Source organism: Kitasatospora sp. NPDC058032 (assembly GCF_042885845.1).
GTDB lineage: Bacteria > Actinomycetota > Actinomycetes > Streptomycetales > Streptomycetaceae > Kitasatospora.
Genome location: NZ_JBHVRK010000019.1, coordinates 49451 through 69796, shown reverse-complemented (window position 1 = coordinate 69796; position 20346 = coordinate 49451). Strand labels below are relative to the sequence as shown.

16 protein-coding genes and 1 tRNA gene are annotated in these 20346 nt (G+C 74.1%); 6 read left to right on the top strand and 11 right to left on the bottom strand.

Annotated elements, in window-relative coordinates:
- Positions 1 to 41 precede the first annotated feature (41 nt).
- Complete coding sequence (locus tag ACFVUH_RS26925) at positions 42 to 494, top strand: RICIN domain-containing protein (protein ID WP_355367023.1); 453 nt, start codon at positions 42 to 44, stop codon at positions 492 to 494.
- 18 nt (positions 495 to 512) lie between these two features.
- Here ACFVUH_RS26925 and ACFVUH_RS26920 read toward each other — a convergent pair whose 3' ends face one another.
- From ACFVUH_RS26920 to ACFVUH_RS26910, 3 genes are all read right to left on the bottom strand, one after another.
- Positions 513 to 1526: a phosphorothioated DNA-binding restriction endonuclease gene (locus ACFVUH_RS26920; RefSeq protein ID WP_387915799.1), complete on the bottom strand. Its 1014-nt coding sequence runs from the start codon at positions 1524 to 1526 to the stop codon at positions 513 to 515.
- A gap of 26 nt (positions 1527 to 1552) precedes the next feature.
- Positions 1553 to 2260 (bottom strand): tyrosine-protein phosphatase, encoded by a 708-nt coding sequence (locus tag ACFVUH_RS26915; protein WP_387915797.1) that lies wholly within the window; start codon positions 2258 to 2260, stop codon positions 1553 to 1555.
- 89 nt (positions 2261 to 2349) lie between these two features.
- Positions 2350 to 3120 carry an SDR family oxidoreductase gene (locus ACFVUH_RS26910; RefSeq protein WP_387915795.1) on the bottom strand — a complete coding sequence of 257 codons (771 nt, stop codon included), beginning with the start codon at positions 3118 to 3120 and terminating at the stop codon, positions 2350 to 2352.
- Between the two features lie 142 nt (positions 3121 to 3262).
- Here ACFVUH_RS26910 and ACFVUH_RS26905 point away from each other — a divergent pair, with 142 nt between their 5' ends.
- Positions 3263 to 4012, top strand: coding sequence for a DNA polymerase beta superfamily protein (locus ACFVUH_RS26905; RefSeq protein ID WP_387915793.1), 750 nt, complete (start codon positions 3263 to 3265; stop codon positions 4010 to 4012).
- Between the two features lie 55 nt (positions 4013 to 4067).
- A tRNA-Lys gene (locus ACFVUH_RS26900) sits at positions 4068 to 4140 on the top strand.
- Positions 4141 to 4262: 122 nt separating this feature from the next.
- On the opposite strand, the gene ACFVUH_RS26895 is transcribed toward ACFVUH_RS26900, so the two are convergent.
- The 3 genes from ACFVUH_RS26895 to ACFVUH_RS26885 all read right to left on the bottom strand — a co-directional run bounded on the left by ACFVUH_RS26895 (position 4263) and on the right by ACFVUH_RS26885 (position 8031).
- Positions 4263 to 5006 carry an SDR family oxidoreductase gene (locus ACFVUH_RS26895; RefSeq protein WP_355366981.1) on the bottom strand — a complete coding sequence of 248 codons (744 nt, stop codon included), beginning with the start codon at positions 5004 to 5006 and terminating at the stop codon, positions 4263 to 4265.
- Positions 5007 to 5126: 120 nt separating this feature from the next.
- On the bottom strand, positions 5127 to 6770 hold the full coding sequence (locus tag ACFVUH_RS26890) for an FAD-binding oxidoreductase (RefSeq protein WP_387915792.1): 1644 nt from the start codon (positions 6768 to 6770) through the stop codon (positions 5127 to 5129).
- Positions 6771 to 6858: 88 nt separating this feature from the next.
- Positions 6859 to 8031, bottom strand: a complete 1173-nt coding sequence (locus tag ACFVUH_RS26885; RefSeq protein WP_387915790.1) for an acyltransferase family protein — start codon at positions 8029 to 8031, stop codon at positions 6859 to 6861.
- Positions 8032 to 8176: 145 nt separating this feature from the next.
- On the opposite strand from ACFVUH_RS26885, the gene ACFVUH_RS26880 reads away from it, so the two are divergent.
- Both ACFVUH_RS26880 and ACFVUH_RS26875 read left to right on the top strand, forming a co-directional pair.
- Positions 8177 to 9130, top strand: a complete 954-nt coding sequence (locus ACFVUH_RS26880) for an NADP-dependent oxidoreductase (RefSeq protein ID WP_387915788.1) — start codon at positions 8177 to 8179, stop codon at positions 9128 to 9130.
- Positions 9131 to 9317: 187 nt separating this feature from the next.
- Positions 9318 to 9770, top strand: coding sequence for a MarR family transcriptional regulator (locus ACFVUH_RS26875; protein ID WP_355366972.1), 453 nt, complete (start codon positions 9318 to 9320; stop codon positions 9768 to 9770).
- On the opposite strand, the gene ACFVUH_RS26870 is transcribed toward ACFVUH_RS26875, so the two are convergent.
- Positions 9737 to 10108, bottom strand: a complete 372-nt coding sequence (locus ACFVUH_RS26870; protein WP_387915786.1) for a hypothetical protein — start codon at positions 10106 to 10108, stop codon at positions 9737 to 9739. The two genes, ACFVUH_RS26875 and ACFVUH_RS26870, sit on opposite strands and share 34 nt — an antisense overlap.
- Positions 10109 to 10152: 44 nt before the next feature.
- On the opposite strand from ACFVUH_RS26870, the gene ACFVUH_RS26865 reads away from it, so the two are divergent.
- Complete coding sequence (locus tag ACFVUH_RS26865; protein ID WP_355366966.1) at positions 10153 to 10746, top strand: TetR/AcrR family transcriptional regulator; 594 nt, start codon at positions 10153 to 10155, stop codon at positions 10744 to 10746.
- Between the two features lie 54 nt (positions 10747 to 10800).
- Here ACFVUH_RS26865 and ACFVUH_RS26860 read toward each other — a convergent pair whose 3' ends face one another.
- From ACFVUH_RS26860 to ACFVUH_RS26845, 4 genes are all read right to left on the bottom strand, one after another.
- Positions 10801 to 11838: a ketoacyl-ACP synthase III family protein gene (locus tag ACFVUH_RS26860; protein WP_387915784.1), complete on the bottom strand. Its 1038-nt coding sequence runs from the start codon at positions 11836 to 11838 to the stop codon at positions 10801 to 10803.
- A complete protein-coding gene (locus ACFVUH_RS26855) occupies positions 11835 to 13061 on the bottom strand; it encodes a sedoheptulose 7-phosphate cyclase (protein ID WP_387915782.1) in 1227 nt (408 codons plus the stop codon). The genes ACFVUH_RS26860 and ACFVUH_RS26855 overlap by 4 nt, the downstream gene beginning before the upstream one ends.
- Before the next feature lie 57 nt (positions 13062 to 13118).
- Positions 13119 to 14777, bottom strand: a complete 1659-nt coding sequence (locus ACFVUH_RS26850; protein ID WP_387915780.1) for a (2,3-dihydroxybenzoyl)adenylate synthase — start codon at positions 14775 to 14777, stop codon at positions 13119 to 13121.
- A gap of 110 nt (positions 14778 to 14887) precedes the next feature.
- Positions 14888 to 20233: a beta-ketoacyl synthase N-terminal-like domain-containing protein gene (locus tag ACFVUH_RS26845; protein WP_387915778.1), complete on the bottom strand. Its 5346-nt coding sequence runs from the start codon at positions 20231 to 20233 to the stop codon at positions 14888 to 14890.
- Between the last annotated feature and the right edge of the window lie 113 nt (positions 20234 to 20346).

Below are 20346 nucleotides of genomic sequence, written 5' to 3'. Positions count from 1 at the left end.
GCAGCATAGGGGCTGTCAGTACCGGGTGAGAGACTCGCCCGGTGACCGAGCACGAGATCACCGACGGCCTCTACCGGATCCGGAACGTCGCCACCGGCCTGCTGCTGGAGGTCCCCGGCGGCAGCCGGCGCAGCGGCGTGAAGGTGCTGCTCGCCGCCGAGGACGGCTCGGACGCCCAGCTCTGGCGGCTGACCGCCGTCCACCCGGGCGGCGCGCTGTTCCACGTCGAGAACGTCGCCGGCGGCAAGCGGCTGGATGTCACCGGCGCCGCGACCGACGACGGCGTCCCGGTCCAGCAGTGGTCGGCCAACGCCTTCGGTGCCCAGGAGTGGCTGGTCGAGCACCACGTCGACGACCCCGGCACCTGCACCCTCACCAGCTTCATCAGCGGCAAGCCCCTCACCGCCCCGACCGACGACCCCACCGCCCCCGTCCACCAGTGGGAGGACGTCGACTCCCCGACCCAGTGGTGGCGCCTGGAGCGGCGGCCCTGACCCGGGCCGACCGACCGGTCAGTCCAGCCGGTACCCGTCGTGCTTGAAGACCGACCGGTCGTGCCAGCGCAGGAAGTCGTGGGCGCGCGGTGCGGCCGGTCGGCCGTGCGGGTGCGGCACCGGTCGGTCGTGCAGGGCCCGGACCGCCTCGCCGGCGGGCGAGTCGGTCCGGAAGTGCGGGGAGATCCGGACGGTGCGGTCCTCGGTCACCCCGAGCACGCCGAAGTCGAACAGCGCGTGGTGCAGCGAGCAGAGCGCGAAGGCGTTGGCCAGGACGTCCGGGCCGCCCTGGCTGTGCCACCGGATGTGCGCGGCCTCGACGCCGACCGGGTGGCGGCCGAGCCGGCCGTCGTACCCGCAGAACGCGCAGGCGTGGTCGAACGCCCGCAGCACGTCGGCGGCGAACCCGGCGGCCCGCACCCGCCGTCGGATCAGCCGGAACACCGGGTCGGGGGCGGCACCGGCGTCCGGATCGCCGCCGTCGAGGTCGCGTCCTCCGAGGTCGCGTCCTCCGAGGTCGCCGCCGCCCAGGTCGGCGATGCCCAGGTCCGGCAGCTCGACATCCGCCTGCTCGCAGATCGCCGCCTCCAGGGTGGGCGTGAAGTGCCGGTCGAGCAGCAGCCGGACGGCGATCGGCCCGGCCGACGGGTCCTCGGTGAGCAGCCGCTCGACCTCGGGCCGCAGCCGCCCCACCGCGCCCACCCCGCGCAGCGCCGCGCCGCTCTCCCGGACGTCCCTGGCGTCGAGTTCGCGCCCGGTGGCGTCGCGGAGCGACCAGAGGCTCCGCTCCAGGCGGACGAACGGCATCGCCGCCCGCTGCACGGCCGTCACGCGGCCGACGGCCGGCCCGAAGTCGTTGATCAGCCGGCTGACCGGTTCCTCGGCCTCCGCGTAGCCGACCAGGCTGCTGCCCAGCCGGGCGTGCCGGCCGAGCAGCCAGAGCAGCAGCAGCGGCTTGTGCGGGGCCCGGACCCCGCCGGTGTTCGCCTGCCGGAGCCGGCACAGGACGTCGAGCAGTTCCCCCCGCTTCATCGCTTCACCCGCGCCCGGCTCCCGCGCTACGCCGACAGGTTGGTGCGGAGGGCGTCGAGGTCGGCCTCGGTGGCGCCGTGGGCGTGCAGGTAGGCGGGGACGGAGCCGTGCTCGTCGTGGATCCAGGCGAAGGAGGAGACGAGCAGCTCCGCCGAGACCGGGCGGGAGAGCCGCTCGGCGCCGGTCTCGTCGAGGTACGGGGTGGGGCCGTCCAGCAGGCCCAGGCCGGTGTTGGAGAGCAGGTAGTCGGCGGTGATGTCGGCCTCGGAGGCGCCCAGCAGGGACTGGACGACGGCGATGGTGAGGCCGGTGCGGTCCTTGCCGACGGCGCAGTGGACGACGGCCGACAGGGTGCCGGGGGCGCCGAGCCGGCGGATCGCGGCGACCAGCGACGGGCCGGCGGTGGAGGCCATGAACGGGTAGAGGTCGACCTGGTCCTCCGGCCAGGGGCGCGCGGACTCCTCCGGCTTGGCGGGCAGGGTGGGCAGGTGCAGCGCCTCGTGGTCGAGGTCGTGCCGCAGGTCCGGGAAGGCGTCCAGTTCGTGCCGGCTGCGCAGGTCTATGACGGTGCGCAGGCCGAGGGCCTTGAGGCGCAGGGCGCCCTCGGGCGTGAGGGTGTGGAAGGAGCCGGAGCGGAACAGCACGCCCCGGCGGAGCGCACCGACGCCCCCGGCGTCACGGAAGTTGCGCACGCCGGGGATGTCGATGAAGGCGGACTGCACGTCGTCGGTCATGGCCACCACCGTACGGTCGCGGACCGGGCCAGGGGAAGGAAGAGACCGGCCCTTTCGATCTTCGCCGGGGGCCCTGTTCCCCGTGGTGCTCAGCGGCCGCCGGAGACGTCCAGGAACGCGCCGGTGGAGTACGAGGAGGCCGGCGACAGCAGGAAGAGGATCGCCTCCGCGACCTCCTCGGGCCGCCCGCCGCGGCGCATCGGCAGATGGGGTGCGACCCGGTCGACCCGGCCGGGCTCGCCGCCGAGGGCGTGGATGTCGGTGTGGATCAGGCCCGGACGCACGGCGTTGACCCGGATGCCCTCGGCCGCGACCTCCAGGGCCAGCCCGCGGGTCATCGAGTCGACGGCCCCCTTCGCCGCCGCGTAGTCCACGTACTCGTTGGGCGAGCCGAGCCGGGAGGCCGCCGAGGAGACGTTGACGATGGCACCGCCGCGCCCGCCGTGCCGGGTGGACATCCGGCGGACGGCCTGCGCGGCGCACAGGAACGGGCCGGTGATGTTGGCGGCCCAGATCCGGTTCAGCCGCTCCTCGTCGATGTCCTCCAGCCGGCCCTGCCGCTCCAGCGTGCCGGCGTTGTTCACCAGGGCGGTGAGCGGGCCGAGTTCGGCGTCGACGGTGTCGAACAGCCGGGCCACCTCGGCGCTGCGGGTGACGTCCGCCCGGACGGCGAGCGCGGTGCCGCCGTCGGCCCGGATCGCGTCCACCACCGAGGCGGCGGCGGCCTCGTCCGCCCGGTAGTTGACGCACACCCGGTAGCCGCGCCGCCCGGCCAGCAGTGCGGTGGCGGCACCGATGCCGCGCCCGGCACCGGTGATCAGAACGACGTCGGGCTGCTCGGAACCGTTCGTTGTCGACATGCTCCGTACCCTACCCGCCCGCCGCGTCCCGGGTCGGGGCCCCGGGAATTCGCTCGCCCGGCGCGGCCCCGCCCGGCAGACTCACTCCTCCGGACCTGCTGACGGACCTGCTGACGGACCGTCCGACGAGAGGAGCCCCGCCATGTCCACCCCGCCCGGCACCGCGCCGACCCCCGGCACCGTGCTGCTCTCCGGCATCGTCGGCTCCACCGCCTACGGGCTGGCACACGCCGGCTCCGACCTCGACCGGCTCGGCCTGTTCGCCGCCCCGACCGAGGACTTCCACGGCCTGCGGCTCCCGGTCGAGTCCCAGGTCACCACCGCCCCGGACCGCACCCTGCACGAGGCCGCCAAGTGGTGCCGGCTGGCCCTGCGCTGCAACCCGACCGCCTCCGAACTGGTCTGGCTGCCCGACGACCTCTACGAGGTGCGCACCCCGCTCGGCGAGGAGCTGATCGCGATCCGCCGCTCCTTCCTGAGCGCCCGGGCCGTGCGCACCGCCTACCTCGGCTACGCCACCCAGCAGTTCCGCAAGCTGCGGACCCGGGACACCGCCGATCCGGCCACCCGTGCCCGCGCCGCCAAGCACGCCCGCCACCTGGTCCGGCTGCTCGAACAGGCCGTCCACCTGCACGAGGCCGGCCACAACCTGGTCCGGCTGCCCGACCCGGAGCGGGTCCGCGACCTCGGCGAGCGCATCGCCGACGACCCCGCCCGCGCCGAGGGCCTGCTCGCCGCCGCCACCGAGCGCCTCGACCACCCCGGCGTCCTCCCCGACCACCCCGACGACCGCCCCGCCGAGGCCTGGCTCCGCCGTGTCCGCGCCGCCCACTGGACCGACCGCCCACCGACCGCCCACCGCACGAACCACCCACCGGACAGCCACGCGTGAGCCCTACCCCACCGGGTAGGATCACGGCGGCCCGCCACCATCCCGGCCGGGCCACGGGCCGCTAGCTCAATTGGCAGAGCTGCGGACTTTTAATCCGTAGGTTCAGGGTTCGAGCCCCTGGCGGCCCACTCGGGCGTAGGCCGGAACGGTCGGCGTTCCCCCGCCCTCGCCCCGGGCATGCGACCGGCCCGGTCTCCCGGAGGTTCCGGGGGACCGGGCCGCGGTGCGTGCCGGTGCTGCGGGGGAGCGGTCAGGCGAGGCCGCCGGCGGCGGCGATGACCTGGCCGGTGATCCAGCGGGCGTCCTCGGAGGCGAGGAAGGCGATGACATCGGCGATGTCCTCGGGCTCGCCGACCCGGCCCAGCGGGGTCATGCCGGCGACGGCCGGGAACTGGTCGCGGATCGGGGCGGTCTGGTCGGTGTTGACCAGGCCCGGCAGCACCGAGTTGACGGTGATCTGGCGGGCGCCGAGCTCCTTCGACGCGGCCAGGCCGAGCGCCTCGACGGCGGCCTTGGTGGCGGAGTAGACGCCGAAGCCGGGGAACGGCTGCTTGGTGTAGCCGGTGGAGATGTTGATGATCCGGCCGCCGTCGTTCAGCAGACGGGCGGCCTGCTGGATCGCGTAGAACGTGCCCTTGAAGTTGACGTCGATGACCCGGTCGAGGAGGTCCGAGCCGACCTCGGCGAGCGCGCCGATGGCGCCGATGCCGGCGTTGTTGACCAGGATGTCCAGCGAGCCGAAGGCCGCGACGGTCTCCTTGAAGACCCGCTCGACGTCGGCCGGGACGCCGATGTCGCCCTGGATCGCGATGGCCCGGCCGCCGGCCGACTCGATCGCGGTGACGACGGCCTGGGCGGACTCGGCGTCGCTGTGGTAGTTGACCGCGACCTGGGCGCCGTCGGCGGCCAGGCGCAGGGCGGTCGCCCGGCCGATGCCGCGCGAGGAGGCGGTGACGAGGGCGGTCTTGCCGGCGAGCTTCTTGGTGGCGGTCATGGTGATTCGGTGCCTTTCCGTTCGTGGTGGGCGATGGGATTAATGTAGCGGTCGCTACATGCAATCGCAAGCAAGTTGGGGAAGATGGGTCGGGAGCCCGGACTCCCGGCCGAACCGGGGTCAGACCGGCAGCTCGACCGAAAGGCCGTGCCGGAACACGTTCCTCGGGTCGTAGACGGCCTTGACCTGCTGCAACCGCGGGTAGTTGTCCTTGTAGTACAGGCGCTGCCAGGGGATGCCCGAGGCGTTCAACTGCGGGTCACGGGCGTCCGCGTCCGCGTAGTTGATGAACATGCCGTCCGTGGCCACGTTCAGGCCGGGCACGCCGCCGGTCTCGGCGTACAGCTCGCGGAAGAACTGCCGCAGCCAGGCCAGGTGGACGCCGTCCTGGGCGGGGTCCGTCCACAGCGCCGCGCACTGGACCTTGAGGATCGAGTCCCGCTGGGCCACCGCGGTGTCGGTGGAGGACCAGCGGTTCACCTGGCCGCCGTACGCCGAAATGAGCATCAGCGCACCGGGGTTGAAGTAGTCCGTGCGGGTCAGGTTGCGGTACATCGCGTCGATCTGGACGGCCGTGAAGGCCCTGCGCTGGTACCCGGGCTTGCCCTTGAACCGGTAGGTCGGGTCGGGCCCGGTGAATCCGCCCCACTGGGTCGCGTGCAGCCAGGGGACGAGCCGTTCCTCCACGACCACCGGGGCGACGCCGACGCCGGCCCCCAAGGCCGCGATGTAACTGTCCAGCATCTGCTGGCTGTTGGCGCCCGACGCGTCCATCTGGACGGTGAGGCTGATCGATCCGCCGGACTGGTGCGGGAGCTTGAGCTCGCTGAACATCGCGCAGTACGGCGAGTTGGTGGCGCTGTTGGCCTCGTGCCACTGGCCGTAGTTGGTCATCAGCTGGGTGAAGGCGGCCTTGGACAGGCTGGACCAGGCCCAGTTGACCGTGCTGATCCAGACCGTGGACGGCGGCTTGGGCAGCAGGGTGGCCGGGTTGGTGCTGCTGGTGGTGCCGGTGACGTCCGGCGAGCGCAGCCAGTAGCGGGTCGCGATGCCGAAGTTCCCACCGCCGCCACCGGTGTGGGCCCACCACAGTTCGCGGTGCGGATCGCCCTGGTTCCGGGTGGCGATCACGCTCCGGGCGATGCCGGAGGCGTCCACGATCACCACTTCGACGGCGTAGAGGTAGTCGACGATCAGGCCGTACTGCCGGGACAGCGCGCCGTAGCCGCCGCCCGGCAGGTGGCCGCCGATGCCCACCGAGGGGCAGGCCCCGCCGGGGACCGTGACGCCCCATCCCTTGTACAGCTTGTCGTAGACCTGGCCGAGCCGGGCGCCGGCCTCGACCTCGAAGGCCTGCCGGGTGCTGTCGTACGAGATCCCGTTCATCTCCGAGATGTCGATGACGACCTTCACGTCCGAACCGGCCACGAAGTCCTCGTAGCAGTGGCCGCCGCTGCGGACCGCGACCCGCTTGCCGGCGGTGACGGCCTCCTGGACCGCCGCGACCACCTGGGCGGTGGTGCCGGTCAGCCGGACGTAGTCGGGGGTCCCGACGAACCGCTGGTTGGCGCCGGTGCGGACGTCGGGGAAGCGGCCGTCGGCCGGAAGGACCGTCACCGGTCCGAAGACCGGATCGGTCGTGATCGTCGCGACCGACGTCGTGTCGGCGACTGCGATGCCCCCCGCAAGCCCCGCAGCCGCGGTCGCTCCGCCGATCGCGGCCGACCGTGCCATGAACCGTCTGCGGGAGAGTGAGCTGGTCATGATGTTCTTCCTTTGCGCTGGGTGGCGAACCGGGATGGAGCGACGGGGAAGCTGTGGTCGGGCCGGGTTCCGCGGGGTGCGGAGGTCCTCACCGGCCGCTGTCGTGGGCCGCGGCCAGGGCCGGGGCCGGCGCGTCCGGGGCCGGCGGGGCCGTCCGCCGGGGGCGGCTGAACCGCCGCATCATGGGCTGTTCGACCAGGGTGTGGAGCAGCCAGGAGGCCACCACGGTGATCGCGAGGCCCAGGAGCAGCAGGGCGAGCGCCTGCGGGGTGTCGAAGAGCCTGGTCCCGAGCCGGGCGCGGAGCCAGATCAGCAGCGGGACGTGCAGGAGGTAGAAGGCGAAGGAGATCTCGCCGAGCCAGATCGCCGGGCGGCTGTGCAGCACCGTCCGCTTCCCGGCCAGGTCGCCGGCCGCCACGGCCGGAACGATCAGGGCGAGCGGGACGAGGGTGGCCGCGTCGAGCCCGTAGACGTACGGCAGCCGCATCGCCAGTGCGTAGGCGGCGACGAAGGCGATCACCGCGGTCAGCGGGCCGATGGCGATCCAGCGGCCGGAGAGGACGATCCGCGCCATGACGATGCCGAGGACGAAGTCCAGCGCCCGGACCGGCGGGAGGGCGTAGACCGCCCAGAACTGGTAGAGCCCGATCGGCTGGCCGTCGGCCATGCCCGGGGTCGCCGGCAGCAGGACCTGGGCGGCCACGGCCACCAGGACCACCGCGGCGACGATCCCGCCCGCCCACCACCACAGCCGGTCGGCCCGGATCCGCCCGATCCAGCGGGCCAGCCACGGGAACGCGAAGTAGAAGAAGGCCTCGCAGGCCAGCGACCAGCTCGGGGGGTTGGCGCTGAAGAGCACGTCGTAGCTGGGCACCCAGGAGTGCACCAGGAAGAGGTTCGGCAGGACCTGGTTCCACTGGACGCTCTGGCCGATGACCACCAGTGCGACCAGGAAGCCGACGACGTGGTTCGGGTAGACCTTCACCAGCCGGCGCCGCCAGAACCCCCGCAGGGTGTCCCCCGACCGCTGGGCCATGGTGAGGACGAAGCCGCTGAGGACGAAGAAGAACGACACTCCGACGTGCCCGGCGTTGATGAAGAGGTCGTGGTAGAGGCCGGCGAACCCGGTGTCGGCGAAGAGGTTCACCCAGATCCCGTGGTGCAGGAAGACCATCGCGGCGGCGATGAAGCGCAGTCCGGTCAGGGATGGCAGGCGGGTGCCGCGGACCGCCGCGGGGTCCGGTCTTGGCGCCTTGGACATCGTGGGTACCTCCCGGGGGCTGATCGGTGACGACGTGGTCAACATAGCCAGCAAGTCCATGCGTTCGCAAGCAAGTAGTCGAACAAAAGTCCGTGGCGTCGCGTGGTTGACAGGCTCGCGACCCTCACTAAATAGTTGCTACTGCATGCAATCCGCAGTGCGGATCGCTCTCTCCTGGAAGGACTCGCCGATGCGCGCGCTCGTCATCCCCGTCTACGGTGGCCCCGAGGTGCTCACCCTCTCCGAGCTGCCCGTGCCGGAGCCCGGACCGGGGCAGATCCTGGTCCGCACGGCCGCCGCCGCCGTCAACCCGGTCGATCTGCTGACCCGTTCCGGCGCGCTGGCCGAGCACATCGGCCACCCGCTCCCGCTGGTGCCGGGCTGGGACGTGTCCGGCACGGTGGAGGCGCTCGGCAGCGGGGTGACCCGGTTCGCCGCCGGCGACCGGGTGATCGCGATGATCGGCCAGCTGGCCACCGGTATCGGCACCTGCGCCGAGTACGTCGTCCTCGACGCGTCCGCCGCCGCGCTCGCGCCCGGGAACACGGACCTGGCCGACACGGCCGCGCTGCCGCTGGCGGGGCTCACCGCGCACCAGGCGCTGGAGCAGCTCGCGCCGGAGCCCGGCTCCACCCTGCTGGTCAGCGGCGCGGTGGGCGCGGTCGGCGGGTTCGCCGTGCAGCTCGCGAGCGCGCTGGGGCTGCGGGTGATCGCCCATGTGCGGCCCGGGGACGAGCGGCGGGCCCGGGAGCTCGGCGCGGCCGAGGTGCTCCCGGCGGACGCCCCGGTGCCCGCCGGTGTCGCGGACGCGCTGCTGGCGACCACCGGCGATCCCGGCCGGGTGCTGGGCGCGGTGCGCGACGGCGGGCGGGCGGTCACGGTGTACGTGCCCGACCCGCCGGCGGCGGAGCGCGGCATCACCGTGTCCACCTGCTTCGCCCGGGAGGACGGGGAGCGGCTCGCGGAGGTCTCCGGTCTCGTCGAGAAGGGCGTGCTGACGCTGCGGATCGCCGACGTCCTGCCGCTCGCCGAGGGCGCCGCGGCGCACGCCCGGCTGGAGGCCGGCGGGGTGCGCGGGAAGCTGCTGCTGTCGGTGTGACCGGCCGGGGGCCGCCGGCCGGGCGGGCGCCGCGCGCACTGCACCGGCCGGTTGTCCTGCGGTACTGTTGATGTCCGTTTCCTGCTGCCTCGGAACTGCATGTGAATGCATAGGGTGGACGGCGGCCCCGCAGCGGAGCGGTACGCCAGTGGCGTGCCGGAGCCGCCGGAGAGGTAAGAGGTCGTCGATGGGACAGCGACGCGAGAGCGACATCGAGCTGTGGAACCAGCTGGCGGTGCTCGTCGCCGAGGTGGGGACCACCGTGGACCGCAGGCTCACCCGTGAGGCCGGGATCAGCCTCAGCGAGTTCCAGACGCTCAACGCACTGGCCGCCGCGGAGCCCGAGGGGCTGCGCATCCAGCAGCTCGCCGAGGCGCTCGGTCTGAACCAGTCCTCGGCCAGCCGTCTGGTGGGGCGGCTCCAGGGCCAGGGCCTGGTGAGCCGGGGCGTCTCGGAGACCGACCGGCGCGGCGTGCTCGCCCGGATCACCGAGCAGGGCAAGGAGACCGCCCGGGAGGCCCGCGCCCTGTTCGACCGGGAGATGGGCCAGGCACTGGACCTGGCCTCGATCGACGGGCGGACGGCGACCGTGGTCGCCCGGCTGCGCTACACCCCCGGCGAGCGGCCGCCGGCCTCCTGACCGGCCGCGAGGCCCTCGGGCGCGTCCAGGGACGGGCCCGCCTCCAGCTCGAAGGACCAGCAGTCGGTCGGCGGGTAGCCGATCAGCTCGGTGGCCGGGCAGCCGTCGGGCCGTGCCGGTCCCTCCAGCGGGTCCCAGAGCACCACGCGCCCCCACCGGTTGCCCGCCCGGTCCCACAGCCAGCGGCCGGCGCCGTCGCCCTCCGGCGAGGGCTCCGGGCCCTGGCGCAACCGCCCGAGCAGCGACTCGACGGTTTGTGCCGAGTCCGTGAGGTCCCACCAGAGCACCGTGGCGTACCAACTGCGCACGGGCGGCGCGGGCAGCATCTGTGCAACCATGCCATTACCTTCCTTAGCGAACAGTACAAAAAAGGTGGACGACCATGGCCCGAGGAAGACCCCGCACCTTCGACCGTGCGGCCGCGCTCCGGCAGGCCACCATGCTGTTCTGGCAGTACGGCTACGAGGGCACCTCGGTCGCCGAGCTGACCAAGCGGATGGGGATCAACGCGCCGAGCCTGTACTCCGCCTTCGGGGACAAGCGCGCGCTCTTCGACGAGGTCGTCGAGACGTACGGGCAGAGCTTCGGGAGCTTCGTGGCGGTCGCCCTCCAGGAGGAGGCGACCGCCCGCGAGGCCTTCGCCCGGGTCCTGCGCGAGGCGGCCGCCGTCTACACCGATCCCGAGCACCCGGCCGGCTGCCTGGTGATCAGTGCCACCACCAACGTCTCCCCGAAGGACGACGACGTGGCCGACGCGATGCGGGAGCTGCGGCGCTCCAACCTGGACGGCTTCCGGGAACGCGTCGAGACGGACGTCGCGGCCGGGCGCCTCCCCGCGGGGACGGACGCCCACGCGCTGGCCGTCTACTACGCCACCGTCGTCCAGGGGATGTCCCAGCAGGCCAGGGACGGGGCCTCGGCGGCGGACCTGGCGGCGGTCGCCGAGCTGGCGATGGCCTCCTGGCCCGCCGGCTGAGGCCACGTCCGCGGCCACGTCCGCGGCCCTCCCCTCAGCGGAGCGCGGGCCGGTTCACCGCCCGGCCCCGGTCGGTTCGTCGAGGATCTCCAGCACGGCGCAGGTCCAGTTGAAGCCGCCGCCGACGCCGACCAGGAGCACCCGCTGCCCGGCCACGAGCGCACCCTCGTGGCGCAGGTGGTCGAGCGCGCCGAACTGGTCGCTCGCGCCCACGTGCCCGGTGCGCAGGCCCCACCGCCAGGTGGTGCGCTCCAGCGCCACGCCCAGCGGGTCCAGGCACTCGTCGTGCAGCAGCTCCCGGCCGAAGTTGGGGGTCAGCACGTGGTCGGCGTCGGTGATCGCGATGCCGGCCTCCGCGGCCGCGGTCCCGGCCGCCCGCCGCAGGCCGGTGGCCATCCGCTCGGTGATCTCGTCCAGGCCGATCAGCTTCGCGAACTCCAGGGTGCGGGCCTTCAGGCTGACCGGGTGGTGGGCCGGATCCGGATTGGGCCGGAACGCCAGGTTCCCGCGCTGCATGCCCTCCAGCTCCGGGTCGTTGGCCGTGGCGATCGACAGCACCCGGGCGAACCCGGGGTGGCGGGTGAGCACGGCCGCGCTCGCCCCGTCGCCGAAGACCAGGCCGGGGCTCGCCGTCCAGCGGTCCCAGACCGGCTCCGCGAATCGGTCCGACGCGGTGATCAGCGCGGCCTCCCGCGAGGGGCCGGCGGCGAGGAAGGCGGCGGCCAGCTCCATGGCGCCGACCGCCCCGTTGGAGAGCTGGTGGACCTCGAAGGAGACGCCGTGGCCACCGAGCACCCGGTGCTGCAGGTAGGAGGCCGCGTTCCAGCCGTCCAGTCCGCTGTAGCCGGCGACCGCGTGCAGCAGCAGTCCGAACTGCTCCGCCCGCAGGCCGGAGTGACGCAGCGCGGCGGCACCGGCCTCGACCGCCATGTCCGGCTGGGAGTCCTGCTCGCCGGCGATGGCGACGCTCACCTGTCCGGTCCGGCGCCGCACCGCCGGGTCGTACCGGCCGTCGGCCACCGCCTCGTCGACCGGGGTGGGCTCGGGGTAGTGGGAGCCCACCCCGCCCAGGAAGAGGTTCTGGTACTTCATCGGGCCGCCTCCCCCTCCCGGCCGCCGGTGGCGGCCGTGCCCAGGACGGCCAGTTCCTCGGCCGCGCCGGCGAGTTCCTCGTCGGTGAGGTCGTTGACGAACACCGCGGAGCCGATGCCGACCGGCAGCGGCAGCCGCTGGGCGCCGTCCCGGTGCCGGACCGTCTCGGCGAGCGCCTCGGACAGCAGGCCGGGCTCGCAGAAGCGGTGCCAGACCGGGAGCCGCAGCGTCCGCAGCACGCCGATGATCCGGTCGCGGTCGGCCGGCGTGACCAGGCCCCGCCGGGCGGCGACCAGCGTGGTCAGCGCCATGTCCACGGCGACCGCCTCGCCGTGCAGCAGTTCGGGCAGCGCGGCCATCTCGATCGACGGGCTGAACGAGTGCCCGTAGTCCACGACGCGCTCCAGCGTCTGCTCCCAGAGGTTGGGCTGGAGTTCCTCCAGCATTCCCTGCACGGCCCGGCGCAGCACCTCGCGGGCCGCGGCCTCGCTCTCACCGGAGCGGCCCTGCAGCCGCTCGGCGAGCAGCGTCGCGCCGTGCTCCTCCAGCAGGTCGAACAGTCGCCGGTCCTTGATCAGGCCGATCTTGAGGATCTCGGCGAGGCCGTTGCTGATCTGCCGGTCCTCCTGGGTGGCGATGAAGGAGCGGTCCAGCAGCGCGACCGCCGGGGGCTCGTAGGTGCCGAGCCGGTTCTTGTGCCGGCCGAAGTTCACGCCGGTCTTGGCGCCGATGCCGGCGTCGATCAGACCGACCAGGGTGGTGGGCACCCGCACGTACGGGGTCTTGCGCCGGTAGAGGCTGCTGGCGAGTCCGACGACGTCGAGCAGGACGCCGCCGCCGATGCCGATGACGGGCTCCCGGCGCCGGTCGATGCCGAAGGCGTCCAGCTCGTCGAAGATCCGGAAGACGGCGTCGGAGGTTTTGTTCTCCTCGGTGGCCTCCAGGACGCACAGGTGGCCGGTGATCCGGTGGAAGTCGAGGTACTCGCGGATGCGGTCGCCGTAGAGCCGGCCGACCGCGGCGTCCACCACCAGGAAGCGGCGGGAGGTGTCCGCCCCCTCCGGCGCGCCGGCCCGGGCCAGCGCCGTGTTGTCGAAGTCCAGGACGCCTGGGGTGACGGCCACTTGGTAGCGGACCGGTTTTTCGCACTCCACCGTCCAGGTGCTCGCGGGTGGCCGGGACAGGTCGGTGTCGAACGGTGACGAGGTGAGCTGGTGCGGCACGGTGTGCTCCTTCGGTGCGGTGCGGTGCGGTGCGGGTTGCCGGTCCTGCGTGCGAGGTCAGTGCTGGTACTGCGGGTCGGCGGCCCGGTCGGCGGCCCGGTCGGCGACCAGCCGGCGCAGGGCCTGCTTGTCGGTCTTGCCGACCGCCGTCTGCGGCAGGGTGTCGACGACCCAGAGCTGCTCGGGCAGCTTGTAGGCGGCGATGCCGCTCGCGGTGAGCCGCTGCACGGCCTCCCCGGTGCTGAGGGTGCGGCCCTCGCGCAGGACCACGAAGGCGCCGACCCGCTCGCCGAGGTCGGGGTCCGGGTAGGGGACGACCGCGGCGTCGGCGATCTCCGGCAGTTCCGCCAGCAGGTGCTCGATCTCGTCGGCCGCGATCTTCTCGCCGCCGCGGTTGATCACGTCCTTGATGCGGCCGACGACCACGAGGTTGCCCGCGGCGTCGCGGCGCACCACGTCGCCGGTGCGGAACCAGCCGTCGGCGGTGAAGGCGGTCCGGTTGTGCTCGGGCGCCCGGAAGTAGCCGCGCGGGGTGTACGGGCCGCGGGTCAGCAGTTCCCCCGGCTCGCCGGCGGCGGTCTCCTCGCCGTTCGCGTCGATCACCCGGATCTCGTCGTGCGGGCTCATCGGGCGGCCCTGGGTCTCCTCCGCGGCCCACCGGGAGTCGTCCGGCCTGGTGTAGTTCAGCAGGCCCTCCGCCATCCCGAAGACCTGCTGGATCCGGCAGTCGAGCACCTGGGCGGCGCGGCGCACGGTCTCCGGCTCCAGCCGTTCCCCGCCGACCTGGACCACCCGGAGCGAGGGCAGGTCGATCGAGGTGCGTTCGGCCGACTCCATCCAGCGCCGGAGCACGGCGGGGACGGCGGCGAGGTGGGTGACCCCGTGCGTCTTGATCGCGTCGAACACCGCGGTCGGCGACGGGGAGGCGACGAACACCGCCTGCCCGCCGGAGGCGAGGGTGCCGAGCACGCCGGGACTGCCCAGCACGAAATTGTGCGCGGCCGGGAGGGCGGCGAGGTAGACCGTCCCGGTGTCGAAACCGCAGACCGCCGCGCTGCCGCGGAAGTTGTACTCGTAGTCGTTGTGGGTCCGGGCGATCACCTTGGGGGTTCCGGTGGTGCCGCCGGAGAGCAGGAAGAGGGCGACGTCCGAGGGGTCGGGGTCGGGGAGGGCGGCGGGCAGGACCGGCGGGGAGTCGAGCAGGGCGTCGAGATCGGTCTCGGTGCCGGCCTCCTCCTCGCAGCCGGCTATCAGGAGGCGGCGGATGCTCGGGACCTGCTCGGCGACCCGGCGGGCCTGTGCCGCGTGGTCGTAGCCGCGGGTGGTGGCGGTGGTGGCCAGCGCCACCGCCCCGGTGTGCCGGCCGAGCGCGACCAGCTCGCGCTCGCGGTGGGCGGGCAGCAGCAGGACCGGCGCGACCCCGATCCTGGCGCAGGCCAGGACCAGCAGCACCAGCTGGTGGCAGTTGGGGAGTTGGACGAGCAGGTTGTCGCCCGGCTCCAGGCCGAGCACGGTGAGGTTGGTGGCGGCCGATTCCACCCGGGTGGCCAGCTCCCGGTACGTGATCCGGGTGGTGCCGTCCACCAGGGCGGTCCGGTCGCCGTACCGGGCGGCCCACTGCTCGGGCAGCAGCCCCAGGGGCAGGCCGCGCCAGTAGCCCTCGGTCCGGTAGAGCTCGGCGAGCTCGGGTGGCCAGGCGGTCGCGCCGTGACGCATCTTCGGTTCCTTCCAGGTCTGTTCGGGGGGCCGGGTCCGGCGGACCGCCACCGCACCGAGCGGTCGTCGGCGGGGCGGGGGTCCGCCGGACCCGGCCGGGTGCGGGGGGATCAGGCGGCGACGGCTTCGACCGGCTCCGGCTGCTGCTCCGGCCGCTGCTCCGGCTCCGTCTCCGGCTCGCTCGCCTCGGCGGCGGCGGACCGCTGCTCGATCAGCCGCTCCGCGAGGTAGCCCGCCACCGAGGTGACGCTCGGGTGGTTCCAGAGCAGCGTCGCGGGCAGGCTGAGCCGGAACCGCTTCTCCAGGCTCCGGCGCACCGTCATCGTCATCACCGAGTCCAGGCCCATCTCGGTGAGCGCCCGGTTGACGTCCAACTCCTCCAGGGAGACCCGGAGTTCACCGCCGACCTGGCGGCCGACCTCGGTGACGAGCAGCTCCCGGAGCGGCTCCGGGGCGAGCCCGGCGCCGAACTCCTCGGCCGGATCGCCGTCCTGGCCGCCGCCGGCCGCGCGGCCGAGCTCTCCGAGGCCGCTGAGGATCGGCAGCGGCCCGGTGCCCTCCGGCAGCCGGACGGTGCGCAGTACGGCGAGGTAGGGCTCCTGGTAGCTGCTGGCGAACTCCCAGGCCCGGAAGGCGTCGGTGACCGAGATGTCCCCGACGCCCCGGTCGGCCAGCTCGGCGTCGACCACCTTGTTGACGGCCATGCCCATCGCCCGCCAGGACGTCCAGCCGAGGCTGACGGTGTCGCCGGCGCCGGCCGCGGCGCGGTGCCGGGCGAACGCGTCCAGGAAGGAGTTGGCGGAGGCGTAGCTGGCCTGGCCGGTGAGCCCGAGCTGGAGACCGATGGACGAGAAGAGGGCGAAGAAGTCCAGGGTTCCGGCGGGGAACAGCCCGTCCAGGACGAGTGCGCCTTCCACCTTGGGCCGCATGACGTCGGCCAGCGAGCGCCGGGTCAGACCGTGCAGCATCCGGTTGTCGAGGACGCCGGCCGCGTGCACGATGCCGCGGATCGGCGGCAGGCCCAGCGCCTCCGGCTCGGTGAGGATCTTCGCGGCGGCCTGGTCGGTGATGTCCAGCTCCAGCACCCGGACGGTGACGCCGAGGGCCTCCAGGTCACGGACGGCGGTGATCCGCCGCACCGTCTCGGGCTCGGTCTGGGCGTCCCAGCGGTGGCGGGGCGGCAGCCCGCTCCGGCCGGCCAGGACGATCCGTCGGGCACCCCGGCCGGCCAGCCAGGTCGCCACCTCGGTGCCGAGCGTGCCGAGGCCGCCGGTGATGAGGTAGGTGGAGTCCGCGCGGCAGTTGAGCGGTGCGCGGTCCGGTTCGGCGGACAGCTCGGCCAGCCGGGCGGCGAGCACCGCGCCGTCGCGGACCGCGAAGACGTCCGGTTCGGGCCGGGTGCGGACCAGGCCGGCCAGCTGCCCGGCGCCGAGGTCGGCGGCCGTCGGGTCGAGGTCGACCAGACCGGCCCACAGCTCCGGCTGCTCGCCGGCGATGATCCGGCCCAGCCCCCACAGCGGGCCCTGGGCGAGGTCGGTGAGGGCCGTGCTCTCGCGCGCGCCCACGGTCACGCCCCACAGCCGGGGGGCCAGCGCACCGTACTCCTCGGCCAACAGCTGGGCCGTCCTGGCGAGTTGCCAGGCGTTGTCCACGGCCGTCCCGGCGATGTCGCCCTCCGGGACCTCGGCGATCGGCAGGACGAGCAGGGCGTCGTCCGGGCCGAGTTCGTCCATGGCCGCCGGGAGTCCGTCGAGGTCCGCGACGGCGACCGGGCGCACCCGCGCCGCCTCGAACGCGGCGGCGATCGCGGCGCGGGCCCGCGGGCTGCCGCCGAGCAGGCCGACCGCGCGCAGTCGGGCGCCGCCCTCCGGCTCCGACTCGACGGGCTCCCAGGCGAGTCGGTGCACCAGGCGGCGCGGGCTGACCGCGGCCCCGGCGTCTCCGTCCAGCTTGCCGAAGCGCAGTTCGCCCAGCCGCCCGGACACCGTGCCGTCGTCCTCGACCACGACGGCCTCGACGGTGTCGCCGTCCGGGGCGTCGGTGAGGCGGACGTGCACCGTCGTCTGCCCGCCGAGCCGTCCGGACATCTCGACCCGGCCGATCCGGGCGGGCATCCGCAGCGTCGGCTCGCCCTCGAAGAGCAGCGGGGCGAAGGAGAGGATCGCGTCCAGCAGCGAGGCCCAGGCGTCGGAGCGCCCCTCGCCGTCGCCCGCCGGTGCGACCCGGGCGATCAGCTCGCGCTCGCCGCGGTCGAGCGAGACGATCCGCCAGTCGAAGCCGACGTCCGCGACGCCGACCCGGTTGAGGTGTTCGACCACGGCCTCCGGCCGCAGCACCTCGGTGCAGCGCGCGCGGGCCGCCGCCAGGTCGGGCACGGCCGCGGCGGCGGCCGGTGCGACGGCCCGGGCGGTCGCGTGCGAGGTCCAGCCGAGGCCCTCGTCGCCCTCGGTGCCGTCGCCGGTCGGGCGGGAGGCCAGCCGGACCATCCCGTCCTGGGCGACCACCTGGATGTCGCGCGGCCCGGTGACGGCCACCGGCACCCGCAGGTCCACGTCGGTCAGCGCGCCGTGTTCGCTCGCGGCGGCGAAGGTGCGGATGAGCACCGCGGCGGGAACGACCTCGACGCCGTGGATCGGATGGCTGCCCGGGTAGGGCCGGTTGCCGTGGTCGAGGTAGGTCTGCCAGAGCCGCACCGAGGAGTCACCGGCCAGCGTCAGCCGGCCGCCGAGCAGGGTGCTCGACTCGATCCGGTGCCGGCCGGAGCCGCTGCCGACCGGCGTCGAGGGGGTGCGCCAGAACCGCTTGTGCTGCCAGGCCGTGGTCGGCAGGTCGACCAGGGTGCCGTCGGGCTGGAGCGCCGTGAGGTCCACGGCCGCGCCGTGGGCGTGCAGCGCGCCGACGGCGAGCAGCAGCGCGGGGGTCTCCGGCTGGTTGCGCCGCAGGGTGCCGGTGGTGAACGCGTCGTCGTGGCCGGCCTCGGCCAGCGCCTCCTTCACCGAGTGCACGATGACCGGGTGGGCCGAGACCTCCAGGAAGAGCCGGTGCCCGTCCTCGGCCGCCGCGGCGACGGCACGGTCCAGGCGGACGGCGTTGCGCAGGTTGGCGGACCAGTAGTGCCCGTCGCGCACCGTGGCGGAGCGCGGGTCGGCGAGCGCCGTGCTGTAGACCGGGATGCGCGGCGCGGCGGGCACCAGGTCGGCGACGGCGGCGACCAGCCGGTCGAGCAGCGGGTCCATCTGCGGGCTGTGGAAGGCGACGTCGGACGCGACCTCGCGCACCGTCCGCCCGGCCGCGCGCCAGCGCTCGGCGTGCGCGGCGACGGCCTGCGGGGTCCCGGCGACGACGGTCGAGCCGGGGGAGGCGGCGATCGCCGCGACGGCGTCCGGGGTGCCGGCCAGCTCCCGGTCGGCCTCGTCGAACGAGAGGTCGACCAGGGCCATCGCGCCCTGGCCCGCGACCTCGCGCAGCAGTGCGGAGCGGCGGCAGATCAGCCGGGCGCCGTCCTCGCGGGAGAACACGCCCGCGACCACGGCGGCGGCGATCTCGCCGACCGAGTGGCCGATCACGGCGGCCGGGCGCACGCCCCGGGCCTCCAGGGCGGCGGCCAGGCCGATCTGGACCGCGAAGATCATCGGCTGGATCACATGGGTCTCGTCCAGCGGCCCCTCCAGCAGCACCCGGCGGGGCGAGAAGCCCATCTCGGCCCGGTAGATCGCCTCCACCTCGTCGATCGCCGCGGCGAACCCGGCGTCCGTCTCCAGGAGTTCACGGCCCATGCCGAGCCACTGCGAGCCGTGGCCGGAGAACAGCCAGACGGCGTCCCGGGCCGGTCCGGACCACGCGGCACCCTCGACGACGGCCCGGTCCGGCTCGCCGGCGGCGGCCTTGCGCAGGGCCTCGACCAGGCCGGCCCGGTCGGCGGCCACCACGGCCGCGCGCCGGCCCAGGTGCGAGCGGCGGTGCAGCAGGGTGTGCGCGACGTCCGCCTGGGCGGCCCCGGCCCCGGCGCCGGTCAGCCAGTCGGCGAGCTTCGCCGCGTTGGCCCTGAGTCCGGCCTCGGTCACGCCGGAGAGCGCGAACACCCGTTCCCCGTCGGAGTCTTCGGCCGCCGTGGACCGCCGGTCGGCCGGGGCCGGGGCCTGCTCCAGGACGGCGTGCGCCACGGTGCCGCCGTAGCCGAAGCTGGACACCCCGGCCCGGCGCGGGCCCTCGCCGCTCGGCCACTCGGTGGTCTCGGTGACGACCCGCAGCCCCGAGGTCTCCCACGGGATGTCCGGGTTGAGCTCGGTGATGTTCGGGGTGGCGGGGATCCGTCCGTGGACCAGCGCCAGGACGGCCTTGATGACCCCGGCGACGCCGGCACCGGCCTCCAGGTGCCCGATGGTGGGCTTGACCGTGCCGATCAGGCAGGGATCGTCGGGCCCGCGGTCCTCGCCGAACACCCGGCTGAGCGCGCCGACCTCGATCGGGTCGCCCTTGCGGGTGCCGGTGCCGTGCGCCTCGACGTAGCCGATGCTCTGCGCCGCCACCCCGGCCTGCCGCAGCGCCTGCCGGGCGACGTACTCCTGCGCCTCCCCGTTCGGCGCCATGATGCCCGCCGTCCGGCCGTCCTGGTTGACCGCGGTGCCGCGCAGCACCGCGAGGACCCGGTCGCCGTCGCGCTGGGCCTCGGAGAGCAGCTTGAGCACGAGGACGCCCGCGCCCTCGCCGCGCCCGTAGCCGTCGGCGGCCGCGTCGAAGGACTTGGAGCGGCCGTCGGAGGAGGTGGCGCCCGCGGCGTCCAGCACCATGGTGAGGCCGGGCCCGGCCATCACGTTCACGCCGCCGGCGATCGCCAGGGTGGCCTCGCCCGTCCGCAGGCTCTGGCAGGCGAGGTGCAGGGCGACGATGGAGGAGGAGCACGCGGTGTCCGCGATCAGGCTCGGGCCGCGCAGGTCCAGGGCGTACGAAATGCGGTTCGCGACCGCGCACATGGAGGCGCCGATGCCGCTCCACGCCTCGATGGCGGGCAGGTCCTCCAGCATCTGGCGGCCGTAGTCGTCGGAGCCGACGCCCATGAACACCGCGGCGTCGGTGCCGGCGAGCGTGTGCGGCGGCAGGCCGGCGTTCTCCAGCGCCTCCCAGGCGACCTCCAGCACGATGCGCTGCTGAGGGTCCATCAGTTCGGCCTCGCGCGGCGTGACGCCGAAGAACTCCGCGTCGAACGCGGCGGCGTCGGCGAGGAAGCCGCCCTGCGAGGTGGTGGAGCGCAGCGCCGCCGCGTTGCGCGGATCGAGTTTCTCGTAGTGCTCCCAGCGTTCGGCCGGGACCGGGCCGATCGCGTCCTGCCCGTTCACCAACAGCTGCCACAGCTGCTCGGGGGAGTCGACTCCGCCGGGCAGCCGGCAGCCCATGCCGATGACGGCCACCGGCTCCGCGCCGGATTCGGGCCTGCCAGAGAAGGGAATTGTCGCCATGAGCGCCTTGACCTTTCGTAGACGAGAGCGCCCGGCGGCCCCGGACAGCACTGGCCGGGACCTCGGCCGCCCAGGATCTTCCGGACGTGAGCGCAGGAGCACCTCGACCGCTC